This is a genomic window from Streptomyces sp. NPDC058534, assembly GCF_042717365.1.
Lineage (GTDB): Bacteria > Actinomycetota > Actinomycetes > Streptomycetales > Streptomycetaceae > Streptomyces.
Genome location: NZ_JBHXNW010000010.1, coordinates 41,822 through 62,113, shown reverse-complemented (window position 1 = coordinate 62,113; position 20,292 = coordinate 41,822). Strand labels below are relative to the sequence as shown.

At 66.4% G+C, this 20,292-nt stretch carries 14 protein-coding genes; 6 read left to right on the top strand and 8 right to left on the bottom strand.

Features of this window, described 5'->3' with window-relative positions; genetic code table 11:
• Positions 1-120: 120 nt before the first annotated feature.
• The gene (locus ACFWR9_RS08200) at positions 121-2,085 is read right to left on the bottom strand and encodes a TnsA endonuclease N-terminal domain-containing protein (RefSeq protein WP_383837348.1); all 1,965 of its coding nucleotides are present in this window, start codon (positions 2,083-2,085) and stop codon (positions 121-123) included.
• Between the two features lie 182 nt (positions 2,086-2,267).
• Between ACFWR9_RS08200 and ACFWR9_RS08195 the strand changes: the two genes are divergently transcribed.
• Entirely contained in the window at positions 2,268-2,558 is a 291-nt protein-coding gene (locus ACFWR9_RS08195; protein WP_383837345.1) for a hypothetical protein, read from the top strand.
• A 493-nt stretch (positions 2,559-3,051) separates the two neighbouring features.
• Here ACFWR9_RS08195 and ACFWR9_RS08190 read toward each other — a convergent pair whose 3' ends face one another.
• From ACFWR9_RS08190 to ACFWR9_RS08160, 7 genes are all read right to left on the bottom strand, one after another.
• Positions 3,052-3,942: a transporter gene (locus tag ACFWR9_RS08190; protein WP_383837342.1), complete on the bottom strand. Its 891-nt coding sequence runs from the start codon at positions 3,940-3,942 to the stop codon at positions 3,052-3,054.
• An 812-nt stretch (positions 3,943-4,754) separates the two neighbouring features.
• On the bottom strand, positions 4,755-6,062 hold the full coding sequence (locus ACFWR9_RS08185; protein ID WP_383837339.1) for a DGQHR domain-containing protein: 1,308 nt from the start codon (positions 6,060-6,062) through the stop codon (positions 4,755-4,757).
• A gap of 27 nt (positions 6,063-6,089) precedes the next feature.
• The gene (locus tag ACFWR9_RS08180; protein ID WP_383837336.1) at positions 6,090-6,710 is read right to left on the bottom strand and encodes a hypothetical protein; all 621 of its coding nucleotides are present in this window, start codon (positions 6,708-6,710) and stop codon (positions 6,090-6,092) included.
• A 159-nt stretch (positions 6,711-6,869) separates the two neighbouring features.
• Complete coding sequence (locus ACFWR9_RS08175; RefSeq protein ID WP_383837333.1) at positions 6,870-7,703, bottom strand: phosphoadenosine phosphosulfate reductase family protein; 834 nt, start codon at positions 7,701-7,703, stop codon at positions 6,870-6,872.
• Positions 7,700-11,278, bottom strand: coding sequence for an ATP-binding protein (locus ACFWR9_RS08170; protein ID WP_383837330.1), 3,579 nt, complete (start codon positions 11,276-11,278; stop codon positions 7,700-7,702). The genes ACFWR9_RS08175 and ACFWR9_RS08170 overlap by 4 nt, the downstream gene beginning before the upstream one ends.
• Complete coding sequence (locus ACFWR9_RS08165; RefSeq protein WP_383837327.1) at positions 11,275-12,387, bottom strand: DUF4007 family protein; 1,113 nt, start codon at positions 12,385-12,387, stop codon at positions 11,275-11,277. The genes ACFWR9_RS08170 and ACFWR9_RS08165 overlap by 4 nt, the downstream gene beginning before the upstream one ends.
• Positions 12,388-12,446: 59 nt before the next feature.
• A complete protein-coding gene (locus ACFWR9_RS08160) occupies positions 12,447-13,688 on the bottom strand; it encodes a cysteine desulfurase family protein (RefSeq protein ID WP_383837324.1) in 1,242 nt (413 codons plus the stop codon).
• Between the two features lie 446 nt (positions 13,689-14,134).
• Between ACFWR9_RS08160 and ACFWR9_RS08155 the strand changes: the two genes are divergently transcribed.
• The 5 genes from ACFWR9_RS08155 to ACFWR9_RS08135 all read left to right on the top strand — a co-directional run bounded on the left by ACFWR9_RS08155 (position 14,135) and on the right by ACFWR9_RS08135 (position 20,217).
• Positions 14,135-15,706, top strand: a complete 1,572-nt coding sequence (locus tag ACFWR9_RS08155; RefSeq protein WP_383837321.1) for a DEAD/DEAH box helicase — start codon at positions 14,135-14,137, stop codon at positions 15,704-15,706.
• Positions 15,703-17,595, top strand: coding sequence for an ATP-binding protein (locus tag ACFWR9_RS08150; RefSeq protein WP_383837317.1), 1,893 nt, complete (start codon positions 15,703-15,705; stop codon positions 17,593-17,595). The genes ACFWR9_RS08155 and ACFWR9_RS08150 overlap by 4 nt, the downstream gene beginning before the upstream one ends.
• Positions 17,592-18,488 (top strand): phospholipase D family protein, encoded by an 897-nt coding sequence (locus ACFWR9_RS08145; RefSeq protein ID WP_383837314.1) that lies wholly within the window; start codon positions 17,592-17,594, stop codon positions 18,486-18,488. The genes ACFWR9_RS08150 and ACFWR9_RS08145 overlap by 4 nt, the downstream gene beginning before the upstream one ends.
• A gap of 74 nt (positions 18,489-18,562) precedes the next feature.
• Positions 18,563-19,210 carry a hypothetical protein gene (locus tag ACFWR9_RS08140; RefSeq protein ID WP_383837311.1) on the top strand — a complete coding sequence of 216 codons (648 nt, stop codon included), beginning with the start codon at positions 18,563-18,565 and terminating at the stop codon, positions 19,208-19,210.
• Between the two features lie 206 nt (positions 19,211-19,416).
• The gene (locus ACFWR9_RS08135; protein ID WP_383837611.1) at positions 19,417-20,217 is read left to right on the top strand and encodes a phosphoadenosine phosphosulfate reductase; all 801 of its coding nucleotides are present in this window, start codon (positions 19,417-19,419) and stop codon (positions 20,215-20,217) included.
• Positions 20,218-20,292: the final 75 nt, after the last annotated feature.

Below are 20,292 nucleotides of genomic sequence, written 5' to 3'. Positions count from 1 at the left end.
AGGCCCCCCCGGCCACAAAACACGCCCCGCCCACAACACACCCCAAAAACAGAGGGGGGCCCCCCCCCCGACCCGCGCGCCCCCCCCCCACATGCTGCGTCTCTCAGCGTTGGAACCGGGTCACTGAGCCTTCCAGCGCGTGATCAGGCGTTCCTTCCAGCCCTTGGGTGGCGGCCAGGGCACGCCCCAGTCAGCCAGTTGTTTACGGCTCCAGCCTCCTGCGGGAGACCGGGCGGCCTCGATGTCCTCCGGCGAGGGCAGCACGACGGGCTGGGGGCCGGTTTCGACCAGGGCTGCCGGACGATGCCTCTCGGGTGCCACGACGGCCGACGTCAACCGAGGCTCCAACGGGTCGGCCGACGGGCTCGCGCGCAGCCGGAAGGGTCGGCTGCGCCACTCCCACTCCCGGCGGAGGATGAGTGCAGCCAGGTCCAGTGACCCCAGGGGGAGCACACCCGTTGCGGCGCGGACCTGCGGCCAACTCAGTTCCTGCCCTGCGGCCAGGGCGAGGGACAGCGCGGCGTCCAGGCGCGGATCGACCTCGCGGTGTTCGAGGAGCCGACGCGTGCGATAGCCGTCGGTGGCCACCAGACCCCAGCCACGGCGTCGGCAGAATTCGGCGGCGGCGCGGTACTTGGCGGCGTTGATGGCCATCGCCATCTCGTACACCGGCTTGACCTCGATCAGGATGCAGCCGCCGTCTGCGGTCGCCGCGAGCAGGTCCGGATAGTAGGTGCGCTGTCGCCCCTCGTACACGTAGCTGATGGCCAGCGGCTGTTCCTGGTAGTAGGTGACCTGCGAGGCAAAGCTGAGCAGTTGAATGACCTGCAGCTCCGTCTCGGACTCGTACGACACAGCGCGGTCGAGCTTGGGGCAGTGCCACGTTCCGAATCGTCCACGGGCCAGGTTCTCTTCCTCGCGGAAGGTCTCCAGCTCAGCTTGTGGCGGTGCCGGCCGGGGATCGCCGAACCAGTCCACCTCCGTGGCCAGTGCTGCCCAGCGCCGCGTCGAACGTTCGATCCGGCCCTGTCGCACGGCTTCACGGCGGGCCTCCTCGTGCCGCAGGGCGCGTGTGGTCGACGCTTCTGCCGCAAGGTTCTCCGCACGGACCTTGTCAGCACCAGCCAGACGCGCCAGCAAGGGGATCGCCTGCCGGGGAATCACCAACGGCAACAGCACCTCCGACAAGTCGAGCAGTCGCTCCGCAGCCGGCGGCTCGGCCCCGCGCCCGTCCCGATCGACGCAGCTCAGCCGGCCCAGCACCTCCCGAAGTCTCCCGGACGCCGGAGCAGGATTGCGCACGAGTCGACGGATCGCCCTGGTCTGCAGTTGACGGACCCGCTCCCGCGAGACACCGATGACCTCGGCGGTCGCCTCCAAGGTGTGCGCTGTCTGATCATGAAGACCCAAGCGGTGACCGAGGACGTCCCTGTCCCTCGGCTCGGGCAGCTCGCCCACGGCAGCGGCCACCAGCTCCCGCAGCACCAGCACGACGTCCGGGTCCCGCGCGTCGATCAGGGACCAGTCGCTCGTCACGTGCGTAGCACCAGGACACACACACTCGAGCAACCAATCGTCCAGGAGCAGCGTTCCCGCCTTGTCCCACAGCCGACGGGCTGCTGCCCTGCGGCCGGCTTCGTCCGCAGCGGCCAAGTCCCAGACGACCTGCCGGGCGAGGAAGACCTCGCGCCTCTCGGGCCGAAGCGCGTGCCCCGTGACGCCCTCCCACTCTGCCAACACGTCGGCCGCTCGACCCGCCAAGCCCTCCGCCGGCAGATCGCGGGAGCCCGAAACGCTGCGCCGCGCCAGCTGGTCCTGGTGCCGCCGAGCCGCCGCCACGCTTCTCCACGGGTAGGACGGCTCACGGGCCAACCGCGCCCTCAGCCACCTGAGCGGGTCGTCAACGAGCACACCGTCCAGCGGCACCGAGAGATCCACACGTGCCCTGATCGCGGCCGGAGTCCGGCCATGCCGCTCGGCCAGCTGAACAAGATCCAACCCCTCGACCACCCCGACGACAAGCTGCTCGTCCTCCACCTCGTTCCAGGCCCGGCCGCGCCGTGACTCGGACGCCTCGTTTTGCACATCACTCCCTCACCGCCCTGACCGCCGCTCGGACAAAGCCCACGCAAGGCAGGTTCACACACTCGCGGCCACGCACCCAAGTGATCAGCTTTGCCCCCCCCCGCCCGCTCCCATCTTGTCCACAGCGGACCCATGCACCACGAGACCTGCCCGGCGCCGAGCCCGTCAGCGAGAATCGGCTCATGCCCCTCCCGCAACCTGACGAGAGCATCTGCCGCAAGGTCACTGTCGAATTCGGCCGTGAAGCCTTCGCCGGCCAAGACCCGGCGTCCCGACGCACCCCTATTCCGGATGCCTGGCTCGATTCCCCTCCCGAGGCCGATCTCCGCGAAGCGGCCCTCATTCGCGAAGCGGATCGCTACACCGAAGGACAGCTACGCAGAGCCTCCATGGCAGCGCTTGTCCCGGGGAACCAATTCTCTCTCTGGGTATTCCTGCGCAGCGAGGACGGCCGGCCTTTCGTCATGGACTGATATGGGGTGACCGGAAGGAGCGTCGGCAACCAACCCTTGGGACCCCTGGCAGACGTCCAGGTGTACGCAACGAATCCGCAAGGGATCTACGAGGGGAAATCACACGGGCTGTGCATACAGCAGAGGTGGCTGAGCCCCGAGCACGACCTTCTCGCTCTCCGCGACTTCGTCCCGCTCTACCTGGAAGACTCGGGGCACGGCGACTGGACTGGTTCGGGCTGGTGTAGCAAATGTGCCGGCTACGCGATCCGGAGGCTGAATAGCGAGCAGTTCGCCCACTACTGGACGAGCGTCAAGGCCGCGCACGCCGCCTTGTCCGGCGGGCCCCGGTAGAACTTGGCGGCAATATAGCGGTGGATCTCCGGTTACCGAAACCGGGGATCCACCGAATACTTGTAGCTCCACCGCCACTCCTGACCGGCCAACGAAAGGCAGCACAGCGACGATCCCTAACGTCACCGCCACACGGCACGCATTTTCTGCTCCTGAGCCCTCACGCCGAGGCGTAGCTCAGCCGAAACAGGTCCTGGGCGCGCTCGAGGTCCCGCTCGGTACGCAGCTGAACCTCCAGGTCTCCCGTGCCATGGTGGCCGAGCCCGGTCACGTCCCGGGTAAATCCGGACACCAGATCCACAGCCGTCGGATCCGCTTTCAGGTAGACCAGCACCTTGGTCTGCTGGGGCGGGATGAGGCAGGCGAAGTTCCGCAGCCGCTGATAGGCGCGGTACTGCTTGCGCTGCACCCGGGTGACACCGTCACCCAGGCCGACGAGGACCTCGTCGACCGCCGCCGCCAGCTCGGCCATCGCACCGCCCTGCTGCCGAATCGGCGCCGCCCCGGGCGTGCTGCGGCGTACCCGCTTGGCCTCTGCCGAGTGGCCGGTGACCGACGCCACGGTCTCAAGACCAATGTGGTCGCTGCCGAAGTACCGGTAGCGGACCAGGTCGATCGAGCGCCGGTGCTCGCGTACGGCGTGCGCGTCGTAGCGGGTGAAGTCGCCGGCCACGCAGATCAGCCGCGGTGCGCTCCACAGGATCTGGGACGCGGCCGTCACCCCGAGCCGGTCGCGGACCAGACTCCGGAAGGCGCCCTTGTGGCTCATCAGCCAGGCCATGTAAAAGAGGCCCTGGTTGATGACACCGGCATCCGTGCCGCGCTTGTACTCCACGATCACGGGCGCACCGTTCTCGTCCAGCCCGAGCGAATCGATACGCCCGCCGTCGATGCAGTCGATCACGTACTCACTCGCGAGGAACGTGACGCCCAGCATCGCCTCCATGTGCGCCTCGACGAGATCCTGCACATCAGCCTCGACCGCAGCAAGACGCGACGTGACCTCCGTCACGCCGCTATTCGTCGTGTGGAACAGCTTCAGGCCCGACACCTTCCCCTCCTCGGTTCGAAGATCAGCAACGCCGAGACGGGGCAGGATTGTTTCCATAGGGGGCTTCGAGGATGTGAAGATGATGTGAGACGCTACGTCCGGGCCGCTGTGAGGCACCCGTGTCTCACGGTTCCCAGAGATCGCCAGATCCCACATACGTCCCACAGGTTCGTGGGACGAGCGCCTGGAAGACCGCGTTTACGCAGGTCAGCCCCCGTAGCTCAGTGGATAGAGCACGTGCCTTCTAAGCGCTGGGCCGCAGGGTCGAGTTCAGCTGGGGCGTCCGCGTTTTTTACCGGCCATCGGTTGAGCACACCGGCCGACGCATCGAGGCGTATGCCGACGACCCGGCGAGCACTTCGTTCCGGCTCATCGTCGGCGCCCGCCGCGGCCTCGCCGACAACAGCGCCATACGCACCCGCTGGCAGCACCCCACCGGAGCCGCCCCGACACAGTGGCAGCAACCAGCGCCCATCACCGCGCCGAGCCTCCGACCGCAACCCCCGCTCCGCACCAGCAATCAGGTAGACCTCGCCTACGCCGGCGGCCGAATCCGAAGGCCCGGCCACTGCAGCCGGAGACGACACTCAAACCCGGATCCCACCATCGCCGCTCACGTCCGCCTCGACCATTCCACTGATCCCAACACTGTGACCGCCGTCGTGACCGGCGCCCAGGTGGTGTCGTTCTCGTCTCTTTGGAGACTGCCGACTGGACCGTCGCCGCCAACCATGGCCTGAATTTGGCTCGCATTAACCACGAGGATTCTCAAGGCAGGGCGGTCATCAACCGCCCTGCCTCCAGCACATGGCCTAGCCCTGCTCGATCGTGATGGGCAGCCGTCGCGACAGTTCCTCGGCCGCGACGGGGTAGCGCTCGTTCTTCACCTGACGGTACGCGCGGACGGCCCGGTCGATCTGGGCGCGCGATGCCGGCGCAAGATGCACCAGCAGCAACTCGTACAGCGCTTGGTTGTTCTCCTTGGCCGGGATCATCTTGCCCTTACGGGAACCATCAGGGGTCTCTTGCCAGACTGCAGAGAACGGCGCGGAAGTCATCTTCCAGTCCAGCTCACCGAGGCGCCGAAGGAGTTCCGGCCAATCCAGCAGACCCTGCTCGATGATGTGCCGAGCAGCCCGGACAACTTGCACCTGGACCGCGGGGCGCATGAACGGGTGCCCGTCTCCATCCCGCCCCTTAGGCGCACGAAGATCCTTGGGCGCCGCGTGCGCCTCATAGCGCTCCCGCATGTTGCCACAGGCTGCAAGCAACTCGTCAATGCGCTTGGCGAGCGCCTCGTAGCTCTCGTCCAGGATGTCGTCCGTGGCCCGCTGGGACGTCTTGTTCATGCTCTCGTGCAGGCCGAAGCCGAGGTCCGTGAGCAGGTCGTAGAGGACACCAATCGTCGTCCAGGCGGTGCCCGTAACGCCCACCTGACGGGTAGCGAGCTTGAGTTCACCGTCGTTGCCGACCTTGCTGAAGACCTGAACCACGCCGTCCTGCCCCAGGAATTCGTGGTCATCCAGCAGCCGGCGGGTAAGGATCGCAAAGCCGTCGTCCTCATCGAGGGCGATGTTCTCCTGCGCGGTCGTCTTGACGGCGTTGCGGTTGATGTTGGTGAAGAGCCTGCGGGTCCGCCTACGGCCTGCTTCGTCATCGAAGTGCGGAACGACGATGACAGTGATGTCTTCACGCCCGAGTTCCGGGTTGCGCTTGACGGCGTCCTTGATCGCCTTAAGGCGGTGCTGGCCGTCCAACGCGAAGAACTGGTGGGTACCGTCGAAGGTGAGTACGCCGAAGTTGCGGTCCATACCCGCGAGTACGTCGCCGTTCTCGGAGTTCTTCTCCATTTCCAGCGGGAGGTACTCCGGCGCCCCTCCCCACGCCGCCACGATGATGGCTCCGAGGAAGCGGTTCTCGTTGGTCAGGAGGTAGTTGGTGATTTCAGTGGTGCGTGTGCCGACGCCCCTTTGAATCATGGTGCCCAGGTCCTGATTGCCACCCAGCTCATGCGCGAAGTTGATCTCGCGGGCTACTGCCGCGTAGCTCATGAGACATGAGTAGTAGGTCCAGTTACCCACCTTCGCTTCGAACGCGGGGACGAACGTCTTGGACGGCATGGATACCTCTTCTTCGTGCGGTAGTGATCAGGATGTCCAGGCGGCTCGCGGAGCACCGAGCCGACCGCGCAGCTTGGGACGATCCGATTCGTTAAGTGGAGGGTTCCACAGACGGATGAGCCGCTTCTCCAGCCCCCTGATCCTGTGACGATCCGCCACTGTGGTGCACCAGAACTCCATTGGGCGCAGAGGCAGATAGCGGCTGAGCCGTTGCTCACGGGTCTTCGGTTCGCTATCTGTCCACAGGCTCTCGGGGTTGGCCCGCAGGTACCGTCGGTACTCCTTGTAACGCTGGCGAATGGTGTTCCCGTCGTCCGACTTCGAGGCGCCAGCCTGCCCAACGTAGAGGAGTTGAGGGAAGCTGCCGTGAGAGGGACGGCTGTCGACCTGAAACTGGAACTGAGGCCGCCAGACGAACATGTACAGGCCGGGTTCATCCGGGAGAGCAGGGGCAAGGTTCTCCGTAGCCTGATGGACCTCCCAGGGTGAGGCGAACTCTCGTAGGTCCCGGTCGAGTTGCTGACAACTGTCCGCGTCCAGCATCCGAAGCAGGCCGACCTCGATGGGAAGCGCGGGGCTGTCTTCCTCGCGGTGCCTTTGCACCATACGGGTGAAGGCGTCTCGGCCGGTCGTGCTGGAAACTGACATGCGGATAGACCCCCCGTACCCGGCTCAGCGGCTCTGGCATATCCAGTGTGACAGGGGGGTCTGACAATCCCTCAGGGAACCCCCGAAGACAGAGGCCCCCTCGCGGAAAAACTCCGCGAGGCGGGCCTCTGCACGGCTGGCCTCCGTGGCTGGGGCTCGCTACAGGTGGCAGACGGAGCAACCGGCTTCGTCGTCGTCGGAGTCGAGCGCGTCGGAGAGTACCTCCAGCAGTGGGCGGTTGGGCTTGGTCCGCTTGGCCGCGCGCTCTAGGGCTGCCTCGTGCTTGGCCTCGATCTCCTCCCTGCGCTCTATCAGCTCCGGCAACGACTCGCCCTGTGACCAGGTGTAGTTGCGGCCCTTCATGGCCGTGTGCCGGTAGCGAACCTTCTCCTCGTACTCGACGGCGCGGTCGAAGAGGTCGGGGTGGCGTTCCTTGAGGCCAACCCATTCGTGCTTGCGCTGGAAGAAGCAGAAGTAGCAGCCGGAGCGTGTGCGCCACTCGTAGTAGTCGGGCAGGCCGATGCCAGCCTCGTCGAGGATGCGCATGACGCCGTCCTTGTCGATGCCGTCTTCACGGAAGGGAAAGACGGCATCGATGTTCGGCTTGGTGCTGACGTAGCCGATGCGGTTCTCGTCGGCCCGGATAGCGACGTAGGAGATGACCTTGTCGTCGCCGACCCAGTCTTCCAGGGGCTTGATCTTGAGGTTCTTGGTGCACCAGCGCATCTGCGGACTGGGCAGGGTGCCCTGGTAGACCTCCATCCAGTGGTCGAAGTCCCGGTCGGCGTTGAGCCGCACGATGGACTTGCCGAGGGCGGCCTCCAGGCGGTTGAGGTACTCGTAGGTCTCGGGCAGTTCGGCGCCCGTGTCGCAGAAGAAGTACTCCATCTCCGAGACTCGGTTGCGCATGTAGACGGCGAGCGCCGAGGAGTCCTTTCCGCCGGAGATACCGAGCACGTGCCGGACCTTCTGGGTGTCGGCTCCGTCGGTCATCCGTGTGCCTTCCTTTCACTCGCTGCTGCCGCGGCATCGGTCACACGCTGGGCGAGGGCCGCGAGCAGGATCCGCGCTCCGTCCGGCCCGAGTGCCCTTTCGGCCTGCTTCAGGACGTCGGCGGCGAGGCTGTTGGCCTCACCGCGGGCCTGTTCCGGCACGTAGATCAGGGTGCGTTGCTCCAAGCCGGCGCTGTCTGTCAAGGTCAACAACTGGGCGTCGAGTTTCTCTTCCCGGCCGCGGACCTCGTTCCCGGCGTGGTGCAGGTGTCCGACGCGGTCGAGGGCAGCGGCCATCGACCGGGCCTTTTGCGGGAAGACCTTGGCCTCGTGGTCGTCCCAGTCGCCGAGGGCGGAGTTGGTCAGCCGGACGACGATGGGTTCCAGCCAGTCGTCGTCCTCAAGGTCGTCGCTGAGAACGAAGTCGACGAAGCCGCGCAGTTCCGGGGTCAGCACCGCATCAGCGAAGCCGCGCAGCCGGGCCGCGAGCTGTGCGCGCAGCTTCGGCAGTTCGGCCGGCAGGCGGAACTCCTTGGCGAGAACGCGCACGACCTGGGCGCGCAGTCTGCTGTCGATGGCAACGAGTTCGTCCGCCGCCGCGGTGAGCCGTTCGACGTAGGTGTTCGCCGCTTCCGCGTTGGCGCGCGTGCGGGCCGGGATCTCCGGCAGCCCGAGGGCCTTCGGCAGCGTGTGGAAGATCAAGTCGTCGGGGTCCAGGGACCGGGCGATCGTGGTTCGCATGGTGCGGGCGTCGGCGGAAATGTTCTTGGTGGTGCGGGCGTACTTGTGCAGGTCGGCCACGCGCATGATCAAGGCGCTGGCCACGGAAAGGAGGTCGGGGTTACGCAGGGCCTTGGAGCGCGGTGCCTCTACGCCGAGCGAGACCATCAGCTTCTTGATGATGCTGCCACGCTGGCCGTCTCCCGCCGGCGTGTACTTCGCTGAGAAGCGTCCCGGACCCTTGACGAGGCGCTCAACGACGTCGATGGTCAGCCGGGGAAGGTAGGTGCCTTCCTCGAACAGGGCGACATCGTGGCGACGGATGATCAGGGCCGGGATCAGGAAGACCGGCACCACGCCGGCCTTGAGCCCGAACGGCGGGCTCATAAGGACGCGGATAACCTCTTCCATGCTGACCCGCTCGGTGGCCCCGGTCAGTACCTCGTTGAGGGCGTTCCAGGCCGGCTGGGCGTGCTCGTGGCCCTCGCCAGGCGGGGAGAAACCGTATGGGAGCAGGCTCTCCTGCTGGCTCTCGGCCTGGACCACCCCGTTCTCTCGGTGCAGGCCGAGGTACGCCAGGACACCGTGGTAGATGGCCCGTTCAGCCTTGTACCCGGTGAGGCCGAGGTTCTCCTCGCCTGATGCGGAGAGCATGGCCGTCAGCAGTATGCCGCGAGCCTGAGCGGCCTGGCTGGTCAAGACGTGCCGACCGAGCATCTCGTTGCGGATGTGCGGGGTGCTCGGGTACACCGATGCGCAGGCGAGGGAGACCAAGCCGCTCAGGCTGCGGGCCGTCAAGCCGGAAGCGGCGGGTACTTCGCCCGGGGCGATCCCGGTGTGCCACAGGCTCCAGGACGCGTCAGAGGACGGCGGATAGAAGGCGTCCTGCAGCAGCTCCAGCAGCTCTGCCTCGGCCTGCACCAGCCGCTCCATGACTTCCCGCCGGGCGACGTGGTCGATGTCCTGCTGGACGCTGAGCTCCTTCAGCGCGACGAGGTAGGTGGCCGTGGCCAGCACCACGTCGGGGTCGGGGGTGGTGCCCACGAGTACCGGCAGAGGCGAATGGACGTTGGGCCGGTCTGCATCAGTGCCGAAGTGAAAGACGACGAGGCCGTCGGCAGGCTCCCTCAACTCATCCGGGGCGGCGACGGTCTTGGTCTCCGGGCCGCTGACCGCGGTGTAGAACACGCGCATCATGCCGGTGACCTGGCTGTGGCGGCTGGCCACGAATGCCTGCGGGACGAGACTGCCGAGCCGGTTGATGACCGCAGCGTCATTCAAGTGGCTGATGGTTTCCTTGAGCCGGCCGTCGATGTCGACGTCCGTGCCCTGCCAGACCCGGTATTCCCCGCTGAACTCACGGTGGACCACGAAACCCCGGCGCACGAGATCGGCGAGCCGCTCTTCGAGTGCTGTGAAGGCGTCGGAGTCGGCGACTTCTGTGGGGTCGTGTAGAGCGAAGTGGATCATCGGCGCGGTGGCACTGAGGGCCCCGTCGGAGTCGATCAGATTTAGGACGCCGATGGTCTTCAGTACGTCCTGGTCGGCATCGGGGAGGCCATTGGCGTCCCGGATGCGTGAGTCGACCTCGATCCACTTGCTCGCGTTGGCGGAGGCGAGCAAGGTGGTGCGCCCGGAGTTGAGGAAGTAGTCGTACAGCTGCGGAAGCCGCACCGTGCTGGCGTGCTCCGCCTTCGCGTTGCTGTGCTGGGCCAGCGAGTGGCGGACGGTGTTGGGCTCCCCGCTGTTGAGGAAGCCCGACAGGCTGCGGTCGTGCTGGCCGATCTGGGCGGCAAGGATCGGCGCGGCCAGGGCCGTGATGGGGTGCAGCGGGTAGAGGTCGGCGAAGTGGTCGGGGCCGAGTTCGGCGAGAACGCCGAGACCGTGCTGCGTCCAGATGTCCGCGGATGCCTCGGCGCAGGCGTTGATCAGGGCCTGCCCCGCAGAGTTGACGGCCGAGCGGTCGAGGCGGCGGCGCAGCAGGTGCAGGGAGTCGCCGTGGTGGGGGACGAAGGTGATGTCTTCGAAGCGCCCCTGGATCTTGGCCCATTCGCGGGTCTTGAGTTCGCTGGACCGTGAGGCGTAGTCCATGAACGACAGGTGCTGCAAGGTCATCAGGTAGACGGGCAGCCCGTTGGGGCCGGCCGCCTTCTCGGCGAGTTCCTGCAGCAGGAACAGATCATGCTGGGCGTCGGCGAACTCGTTGTGGCCGGCCAGATGTTCCAGCGTCTTGCCGAACTCGTCGATGACGAGGAGCAGAGGCTGCCGCCCGTCCGCCGTTAGAGCCGTGACGGCGCCGAGAATCTCCTTGGCCCCTGCCCGGTCCGGGTCGGCGCACGCCTCCAGGGCAGCAGTGATGGCCTTCGGGACGCGCTTGCCCCAGCGTCGCGCCGCCGCCGTGTGCAGAGCGCGGGAGAGGGTGGCAACTACGGATTCGCGGCGCGCGGTGGCCACGCCACCGAGGAACCCCTCGGGGGCGATGGCATCGCGGGCTGCGGCAAGGCGCTGAGCGAGGGCGGGGCTGGCCTCTTCGAGGATGCGCTCGGCCTCGCCGCGCCGCTTGGCATCCCGCCCCAGCAGAGCGTCGATGATGTTGGACAGGGTGGACTTGCCGGAGCCGTACGGGCCGGTGAACGACCAGGCTCGGGTACGGCGTTGGTCGGCCAGAGCACTCGCGATGCGTTCCAGGACGTCGACGGCCCGGGCGCCGACGTAGGGGTCGTGCAGCGCGTCCTCGACGTCTCGCTCGAGGTTGGTCGAGCGCATCTGGGAGCCGACGAGTTCGATGCCGGCGGGGAACTGCGGGGCGGAGCTCGTCGGGCTACCCGGGGTCCGCGTGGGGGTTGCGGTGGTCACGCGGTCTCCTCAGCAAAGAGTGTCTCGGTGGTGTCGGCCGTGTCTGTGGCGTCCGTGGCCTTCGTGGCGAGTTCCTTCTGCTCGGCCTCGGCGAGCTTGGGGAACTTGGCGGCCCACTCCTCACGGGTGGGGAAGCCGGGGCGGCGGGTGACGAAGTCGTACTGCTCGTCGAGCACTTCCCAGGCCAGGTCGAAGGGGTCTGCCGTGAAGGCGAGGCTGCGCTGTCCCACGGCCTCGGTCAGGTCGAGCTGCGGGTGGTCCGCGGCGACCTTCTGCAGCGCCATGACGATCTCGTTCTCCCGGACGCGGAAGGCGCGCCCCGGGGAACCCGGCTCGTTGGCGAGGCGGGCCACGGAGATCGAGTTGGCCTGGCGGGAGAACTTGGCGGCGTAGTCGAGGCAGGCATAGGCCAGGACCCGGGCGGGCAGCGAGGTGCGGTGCCCGCTGGTGAACTGCCACTCGGCATTTCCGCGCGTCCCGACAAAGGTGAGCAGGTCAAGGTCACGGAAGGGGCAGGCGAGCAGGTCCTCGTAACTGCCCGGCGAGCCCGCCTTCTCCGGGGCGCTGCGCGCGTACATCTTGGTGAGGCACTCGATGTCCTTGACGATCGACGCCTCCTCCGGACTCTTGTCGTAGGAGAAGTTCACATGACGGGTGACAACCTGCGTCATGTCCGCGACCGTGAACCGGGAGAACGGCGCGAGATGGAAGGCCGTGTACCAGGCCGGCGCCCAGCTCTTGGCCCCGGGACGGGACGAGACCAGCCACCAGTGCAGCAGCCACAGGCTGCCGTTCTCCTCCAGATACGGATCCGCGCCGTCCTCATCGAGGAGCCAGCGGGCCTCCCAGGTGGGATAGGAGAACTTAGCTTGTGTGCCCTTCGTGGGCGAGTGCTCACGGGTGAGCTTGAACGCCCGCGACCAATAGCGCATGGAGTAGACCATGTTCTTGCCCACACCGAACCGCACCGGCGCATCGACCGCGAGGAACGCACCCTGATCGCGTTTGACCTGCATGTACGCCTTGTGCAGCCAGCCGAAGCGGGGCGCGAACGTTTCGTGTCGCGCGAAGGAAAAAAGGGCGGCTTCCCCAAGCCGGCTGTCTGACATCCGGGACCTCTCTGTGTCCAATGCGATTGCTCTAACAAGGTTGGTAAACGGGGTAACGGTCAGCGGGCACCGTCGGCTTCGGCCAGCACGGCCCGAACCTGCGTCACCGCGCGATTGACGGCCTGCGCCGCGTGCTCGATCTCGGCATCCGTGGTGGCGTAACCCAGCGAGAAGCGGATCGTGCTGTCGGCATCCGCCCGGGACAGCCCCATCGCCAGAAGCACGTGGCTCGGCATCGGAGCGCCGGACGCGCACGCGCTGCCCTCCGAGGCAGCGACGTCGGGCATGGCCGCCAGGACCGCGTCCGCAGGCACCCCAGGAAAAGTAATGCTCGTCACACCGGGCAGACGTTGATCGCACCGGCCGTTAATACGACAGTCGGGCAGGTTGCCGACGACCAGGCGTTCGAGGCGGTCACGCAGGGCTGCGACCCGCTCGGCCTCCTCGCCGAGGCCGCGTCCCGCTACCTCGGCCGCTGCTCCCATGCCGATGATCCCTGCCACGTTCAGCGTGCCCGCGCGCCAGCCCCGCTCCTGTCCGCCGCCCACGAGGAGCGGCCGGTGCGGGAGTGGAGAGCCACGCCGCACGTACAGGGCACCGACTCCCTGCGGTCCGCCGAACTTGTGTGCCGACAGCGACAAAAGGTCGACGTCGAGGTCAGCGACGTCCACGGGGAGGCGGCCGATGAGCTGCGTGGCGTCCGTGTGGACGAGTGCACCGGCTTCACGGGCCGCCTTGGCCACGACGCGGAGATCGGTGAGGACACCGGTCTCGTTGTTCGCCGCCATCAGGGAGACCACTCCCCCCCGGCGCACCGCGAAGACCTGATCGAGGGCGTCGAGCTCCACAAGGCCATCGCCACCGACCGGCAGGAGCACAAGATCCTCGGGGCTCCCGACGGTGACCGCGCGGGCTGTCTCCAGCACAGCCGGATGCTCGACAGGGCTTGTGATTAGGGGACTTCCGGCGGTGAACGCGGCCCGCAGGGCCAGATTGTTCGCTTCTGTCGCCCCCGAGGTAAAGATGATCTCGCCGGGCGAGCAGCCGAGGAGGTCGGCTAGCTGCCGGCGTGCGGCGTCGACCCGATGAGCCGCCTGCCGTCCGGGGTGGTGCATGCTTGAGGCGTTGCCGACCGATTGCATGGCCTCGACGACAGCCGCGAGGGCCTCGGGCCGGATCGGAGCGGTGGCATTGTAGTCAAAATAGGACGCATCGGGCCCATTCGGCTCGCTCATCGTCTGCCACCCCACCTCGCTCGTGTCGCACACCAATGTACTGCTGGTGGAAACCTCGTCCCGCATCCGGGGTTCCACCAGTAGCTCGACGTGATCCTAGCCGCGAGCCTAGATCCACTCTTTGAATCACTCGAACGCGTGGTGTCGCAAGCTGCTATCGAATGCATGTTCCATATTGCACGCCTCGCGCGCACGGCGCACGCTGCAAGCTCCGTTTCGGTGGCCGGGAAGTCGGGCAGCTCCGTGGCCAATTGCCGCCCCTGGCTGGGCTTTTAGTCTGATGGTGCTCCTGTTGTCAGTGGTCCCGTTTAGGGTGGTCCGCACGCTGCAACGCCGCAGATCTGCACGTTGAAGCGCTGCTTGGTGTGCGTCGAGCTGGGGGAGGAACTTCACGATGTTGGTCGGTCCTGTGCGAGCGGCTCACGGCTTGCCGTCAGCCGCATCGGTCAGGTGAGGCTGTGACGACGTGGTCGCCGGGAATGTCCTTTGAGGCAGTCCTGGCAAACGCCCCCATGGACTACATCCGCCGGCACCTCGGCAAGGAGCTGTGCGGCCTCCTCAACCTCATTGCAGGAGGCACGGCGGGTGATGAGCGATTGCGGGCCGTCGCTGCGATCGCGATCGACGCCGAGCTCTTGGTCGCGGGCGAGGACGAGCGTGCCGTACTGATTGGCCTCCTTCCCGGGCCCAAGCAGGCGGAACTGGCGCTACGACTCGGATCGCTGGGTGATGGACAACCACTGGAGTACCTGCAGACGCTGAAGTGGACGCCTGACGAGCGCAGGGAGCTTCTGGAATTCTTCGGCTTCACCGTCGAGCGCGCAAAGCCTCAACTGCCGCCCTCCAAGCGGGAGACAGCACCCGACTACGCTCTTTTCCCCCATCAGCTCCGCGCGGCGCGCCGGGTCAAGGAGCTGCTGTACGACGGCCCTCGCAGGGCCGTGCTCCATCTGCCCACGGGCGTGGGGAAGACGCGGACCGGCATGAGCATGATCTGCGACCACCTGCGGCAGCACGGGCCCGCTCTGGTGGTGTGGCTGGCTCACGGGCAGGAACTGCTGGAGCAGGCCGCGACTGAGTTCGAGCGCGCCTGGAACAGGGTCGGCGACCGTCCCCTGCCGGTCCTCCGCGTGTGGGGCAGCGCTTCCCCGGACCTCGCGGACGTGACCGACGGCCTGGTCGTCCTCGGGCTGGAGAAGGCCGTCTCAACCGCCAAATCTGACCCACAGTTCCTGCGTACCCTGGCCGCCCGCAGCACTCTGACCGTGTTCGACGAGGCACATCAGATCATCGCCCCCACGTTTCAGGGAGTAGTGGATGACCTGACGGTACGTCACGACTCCAGTCTGCTTGGCCTCACCGCGACCCCGGGCCGCACGTGGGCGGACATCGCCAAGGACGAAGAACTCGCCGACTTCTTCTCCCGCCAGAAGGTCATGCTGGAAATCAAGGGCTACACGAACCCCGTGACAGCCCTCATCGACCAGGGCTACCTGGCCAAACCGATCATGCGCACGGTAGCCGCGGAAGCCGGCATGCATCTGTCGGCCCGGGACCAACAGAGCCTGGCGCGAGCGTTCGAGATCCCTGACAGCATCATCGCCGAGCTCGCGAAGGACGAGCAGTGGAACCTCAAGGTTGTCCAGACAATCATGGAGCTGCTTGAGAAGCAGCACCGCCGCATCCTCGTATTCGCGGCATCGGTGCAGCACTGCCGACTCATCGCCTCCGTGCTGTCCGCGGCCGGCCTCGACGCGGTATTCGTGACCGGCGAGTCGTCTCCGCGGCACCGAAGCGACGCCATCCGTCGTTTCAAGAGCGCGGCGCGGCGCCCGATGATCCTGTGCAACTTCGGAGTCCTGACCACGGGCTTCGACGCGCCCGCGGCCAGCGCCGCCGTCATCGCCCGGCCGACCAAGTCCCTGGTGCTGTACAGCCAGATGGTTGGCCGGGTCATCCGCGGCCCCAAGGCCGGCGGAACCGAAACCTGCGAGATCGTCACCGTCGTCGACCCGGATCTCCCGGGGTTCGGCGACGTCGCCGAAGCATTCACCAACTGGGAAGACGTATGGGAGACAGCGTGACCGGCGAAGGAAACAACTACCGGATCGTCAGCCCTTCGCTGACCGTCAAGGCCATGCGCGACAGCGGCTACAAGAACACCGCCTACGCGCTCGCCGAGCTGATCGACAACAGTATCGACGCGGAAGCCACGCTAGTGCAGGTCTTCGCCTGCGAGAGCCCCATCGAAGGTGCCGCCCAGACCAGGTATCGGGTGGACAAGATCGCTGTCCTCGACGACGGCAAGGGCATGGACAGCGAACTCCTGCGCCGCGCCCTGAAATACGGAGACGGTCTCGGCGACGACCGCAGCCGAATCGGCCGTTTCGGCATGGGCCTGCCCAACTCCAGCATGTCCCAGTGCACCAAGGTTGAGGTCTGGTCGTGGAAGAACAGCCCTGCGAACGCTCTGTACACCTACCTTGACCTGGACGAGATCACCAACGGGCAGGACGAGGTTCCCAACCCCGTCCCTCGCCGTGTTCCGGAGTACTGGGACGACCTCAGCGAGGTGCCCCTGGGCACCAGCGGCACCCTCGTCGTCTGGACGAACCTGGACCGCGTCAAATGGCACAGCGCCGGCGCCACCCTGCGCAACACCGCCGAGCTGATCGGTCGTGTGTACCGGCACTACCTGAACGACGGGTCCGTGGACATCAAGATGGCTCCCGTTCGCGATGGGAAGGTCATCGAGAAGGTCAACGACGGGGACAACGGCGCGTACTACGCGGAACCCAATGACCCTCTGTACCTCATGGCGAAGACCGGGACGCCCGCGCCGTTCAACAGCACCCCCATGTTCGAGCCCTTCTACATGGGCAACGATGCGGAGCCTGGGATCTACCACTATCCCATCCAGGTCGATGGCGCAGAGCACATCGTAACGGTGCGCGCATCCATCGCCCGGCCTGAAGCCCGCCGTTCCGATGCTTCCGGCCATCCGTGGCCCGACGATGCCAACCCGAACCGGGCCCCGGGTGACCAGAAGTGGGGGAAGCACGCTCGCCGGAATATCGGCGTCTCACTGGTCCGCAAGGGGCGCGAGCTCGACCTCGATACCTCCTGGGCGATCGGTTACGACCCCGTGGAGCGGTGGTGGGGCGTCGAGGTCGACTTCCCGCCCGAGCTCGACGAGGTGTTCGGCGTCACCAACAACAAGCAGACGGCCGTCGTGTTCTCGTCACTCGCCGACTTCGACTGGTCGGACGAACAGGACCCCGACGAGACGCCCAAGCAGTTCAAGGACCGTCTGCAGGAACTCGGCGACCCTCGACTGCCGCTGATCGACCTCGCCCATTATCTCAAGGGCCTACTGGGCAAAATGCGCAAGAAGCTGAGGCAGCAGACGCTGGGAGACCGGAAGGGCAGGAAGCGGTACGACCAGGACGCCACCTCCAAGGCCACGGATGCCGTCAAGCGCCGGCAGGAGGACGGGTACACCGGTACGACCGACCTCCTCGCTGAGGAGGCGACGGAAGCCGACAAGCGCCAGGAGCAGCTGACCGCGCTGACCGAGCGACACCACGTCGATGAGGACACTGCCCAGACCTTGGTCGATGAGGCAATGGAGAACGACTGGCGCGTCCGCTGGATCTCCAGCCCCCAGGACTCATCCGCCTTCTTCAACATCGACCTGCTCGCTGGCATGCTCCAGGTGTCCTTCAACACGGAGCACCCCCTGCACGGCAAGCTCATGGCCGTTCTTGAGGATGTGCCTGAGGACGCCAAAGAGGCAGAGCTCCGCCAGCGGCTCGCCCGTGCGACCGAGACCTTCAAGCTGCTCATCTTCTCCTGGGCGCGGATGGAGGACGAGATCCCCAACAAAAAGGCGCGCCGGGTCATCGCGGATGCCCGAAGCGACTGGGGTCGGTACGCCCGTGACTTCATCGAGGACGGGAGCGAAGAGGAGTGACGCAGCCGGACCATGTCTGGCAGCAGATCGCGGACATGATGGAGGACGCCGCCGAGGAGGTGATCATCATTGCCCCCTTCATCAAGAAGGCGATCTTCGAGGAGACCATCGCCGCGGTGCCCTCCTCCGTCCAGAAGATCACGTGTGTCACGCGCTGGACCCCGGCGGAGGTGGCCGCCGGGGTCTCCGACCCGGAGATCATCGAAGCTGCCCAGAGTGACGAACGTATTTTCATTGCCTTGTGTCCGTCCCTCCACGCCAAGCTCTACCGTGCCGACGGCCGCTGTCTGGTCGGCTCCGCCAACCTGACTGGCAAAGCCACTGGACGCGTACCGAACGCCAACGTGGAACTCTTGTTGGAGGTGCCGATCGACCACTCCGAAGTACAGCGCGTCCTCGGCCAGATCAACGCCCGCTCGACCATAGCCACACCCCACACGGCAGCCCTCGTACGGGAGCAGGCTGAACTCCTGAGAAGCGAGCGCGTCACTCCGCCTTCCGAGGACGAAGCAGCGCCGTACTGGTTCCCGGAGACGAGAAGACCGGAGAACGTCTACGCCCTCTACAGCGGGCGTCAGCGGTTCACCTCGCTGGTCGAGGCGGGCATCGTGCGGGACCTGGCCATGCTCGATGTTCCCGCCGGCCTCTTGGAAAACGCCTTCAACGCTGAGGTCGACGCCCGCCTGCACGCGATCCCGGAACTCGGTCAGCTGACCGCAGAACAGCGTCTCAGCAACATCGAGCTGCAGCGGGCCATCGCCGAGCGGACAGGAGACACAGAAGACCAGGCGCGCAGGACAACCGAAACGCTCGCGGCCTGGCTCCAGCACTTCGGCCAGTACTACACCGAAGTGGGCTCGTGGGAGCTGCGACCGGGGATAGAACACGCCTAAGATCACAGCCACGGCGTGGCCTGCCAGCACACTGCCGACGAACACGAGCACAGGGTGATGGGGAAGGCCGTCTCATGGCAGAGGTACGTGTCCCGTTCCTCCTCGGGCACACCGAGATTGCCTTCCTCTTCCACGTGAAGCCGCAGACATCCCAAAGATGGCGGACAGCGGGCACGCTCCACGAGCCCGATCTGATCGCGTCGGGCAATCCGTACTGGCTGCTGAGCACGGTGATGCGACTCGACGGCGAAGGCGACCGCAAAGCCGACCGAGAACGGCTAGCGACGTACAAGGCTGGTACCCCGCTGGGCTACGACCCAGAGGACAAGGAGCACCTCCCGCTCGTGGTCGGTATCCAGGAGGCAGCGCGCGTGCTCGGCCAGGACGCGCAGGCCATCTCACGGTGGCGGAACCGGCAGCGGATCGCCGAGGCCGACCTGTTCGTCTCCGGTTCTCCGCTCTGGCTCCTTGAGACGATCCTGGACGACGCGCGACAGCGGCAGCGAACCATCGTGAACTCCGAAGTCGCCGCGCTCCGTGCAGGACAGCGCCCTCCCCAGAAGCCCCGCGGCCGAAGGCCGAGCGCCCCCCAGGCAAGCCCGCCTCGCCAGCCACCGCCTGCCGCACAGACGTTCACCAGCGCTGACCACGGCGCCGCAGCGGAGTTTCTGGCGTCCGTTCTGGCCCAGGGATATTCCGTCACCATCAAGCCCCGGCCGTAGCTCCTCACCACGTCCGGCCCGTGCCGGCCCACGCCCCCGTAGACCTCTATGTTCGCCAACAGCAGTGAGAGAAACACTTGCTTCGGTCGGGTCACGTGCATACTGTCTCTCATATGTCGATCTTGCAGCACACCCTCGGAGACCATCACGTCGATCCCACAGACCCCCTCCCCAAAGCCGCATGCAGCGAGCCCAACCGCCGCCCCATGAAAGTCATTTCCTACGGAGGCGGAGTTCAGAGCACGGCCCTGCTCGTGCTGGCCGCTCGCGGAGAGATCGACTTCCACACCTTCCTGTTCGCCAACGTCGGGGACGATAGCGAGCATCCAGCAACCCTCGCGTACGTCCGTGAGATCGCCATCCCGTACGCCATGGGTGTGGGACTGGATGTCCGCGAGCTCAAGCGGCGCCGACGCAACGGGACCACGGAAACGCTCATGCAGCGGCTGAACCGGCCGGACACCCGGTCGATCCCCATTCCGGTCCGCATGGCCAACGGCGCTCCTGGCCGCCGCAACTGCACTGCCGACTTCAAGATCAAGGTGGTCGGGCGGTGGCTTCGGGAGCATGGCGCCACCGCGGAGGAGCCGGCGGCGGTCGGCATCGGCATTTCGGTCGACGAAATCCATCGCGCCAACCGCCGGCGGCGGGAAGCCCACGAGGTCATCGAATACCCTCTCCTCGATCTCGGGCTGCGCCGGGACGACTGCGAGCGCATCATCGCCGAGGCCGGCCTGCCGGTACCGCCCAAGAGCTCCTGCTTCTTCTGCCCCTTCCGCACCGTCGGCGCCTGGCGCCACCAGCGTCGGCACGAGCCGGAGTTGTTCGCTCAGTCGGTCCGGCTGGAGGAGACCATCAACCGACGGCGGGCCGCACTCGGGCGGGATGCCGTGTATCTCACGAGGTACGGGGTTCCGCTCACACAAGCCATCCCCGACGAGAGCCCGGGGGAAGGCGACGCCGATGAGGATGAAGGTGCATGCGACTCCGGCTGGTGCATGACCTGATACGTGTCGAGCAGGCCACGACGGGTGTGCCCCGAGCCCAGTCACCCGGGCGGTCAGAGATAAAAAAAAACCAAC

Excerpts from the sequence above, each read along its gene's own strand:
- ACFWR9_RS08195 (WP_383837345.1), top strand. The coding sequence starts at position 2,268 with ATGCCCCTCCCGCAACCTGACGAGAGCATCTGCCGCAAGGTCACTGTC.
- ACFWR9_RS08185 (WP_383837339.1), bottom strand. The coding sequence starts at position 6,062 with ATGCCGTCCAAGACGTTCGTCCCCGCGTTCGAAGCGAAGGTGGGTAAC.
- ACFWR9_RS08180 (WP_383837336.1), bottom strand. The coding sequence starts at position 6,710 with ATGTCAGTTTCCAGCACGACCGGCCGAGACGCCTTCACCCGTATGGTG.
- ACFWR9_RS08175 (WP_383837333.1), bottom strand. The coding sequence starts at position 7,703 with ATGACCGACGGAGCCGACACCCAGAAGGTCCGGCACGTGCTCGGTATC.
- ACFWR9_RS08165 (WP_383837327.1), bottom strand. The coding sequence starts at position 12,387 with ATGTCAGACAGCCGGCTTGGGGAAGCCGCCCTTTTTTCCTTCGCGCGA.
- ACFWR9_RS08160 (WP_383837324.1), bottom strand. The coding sequence starts at position 13,688 with ATGCGGGACGAGGTTTCCACCAGCAGTACATTGGTGTGCGACACGAGC.
- ACFWR9_RS08155 (WP_383837321.1), top strand. The coding sequence starts at position 14,135 with ATGGACTACATCCGCCGGCACCTCGGCAAGGAGCTGTGCGGCCTCCTC.
- ACFWR9_RS08140 (WP_383837311.1), top strand. The coding sequence starts at position 18,563 with ATGGCAGAGGTACGTGTCCCGTTCCTCCTCGGGCACACCGAGATTGCC.
- ACFWR9_RS08135 (WP_383837611.1), top strand. The coding sequence starts at position 19,417 with ATGAAAGTCATTTCCTACGGAGGCGGAGTTCAGAGCACGGCCCTGCTC.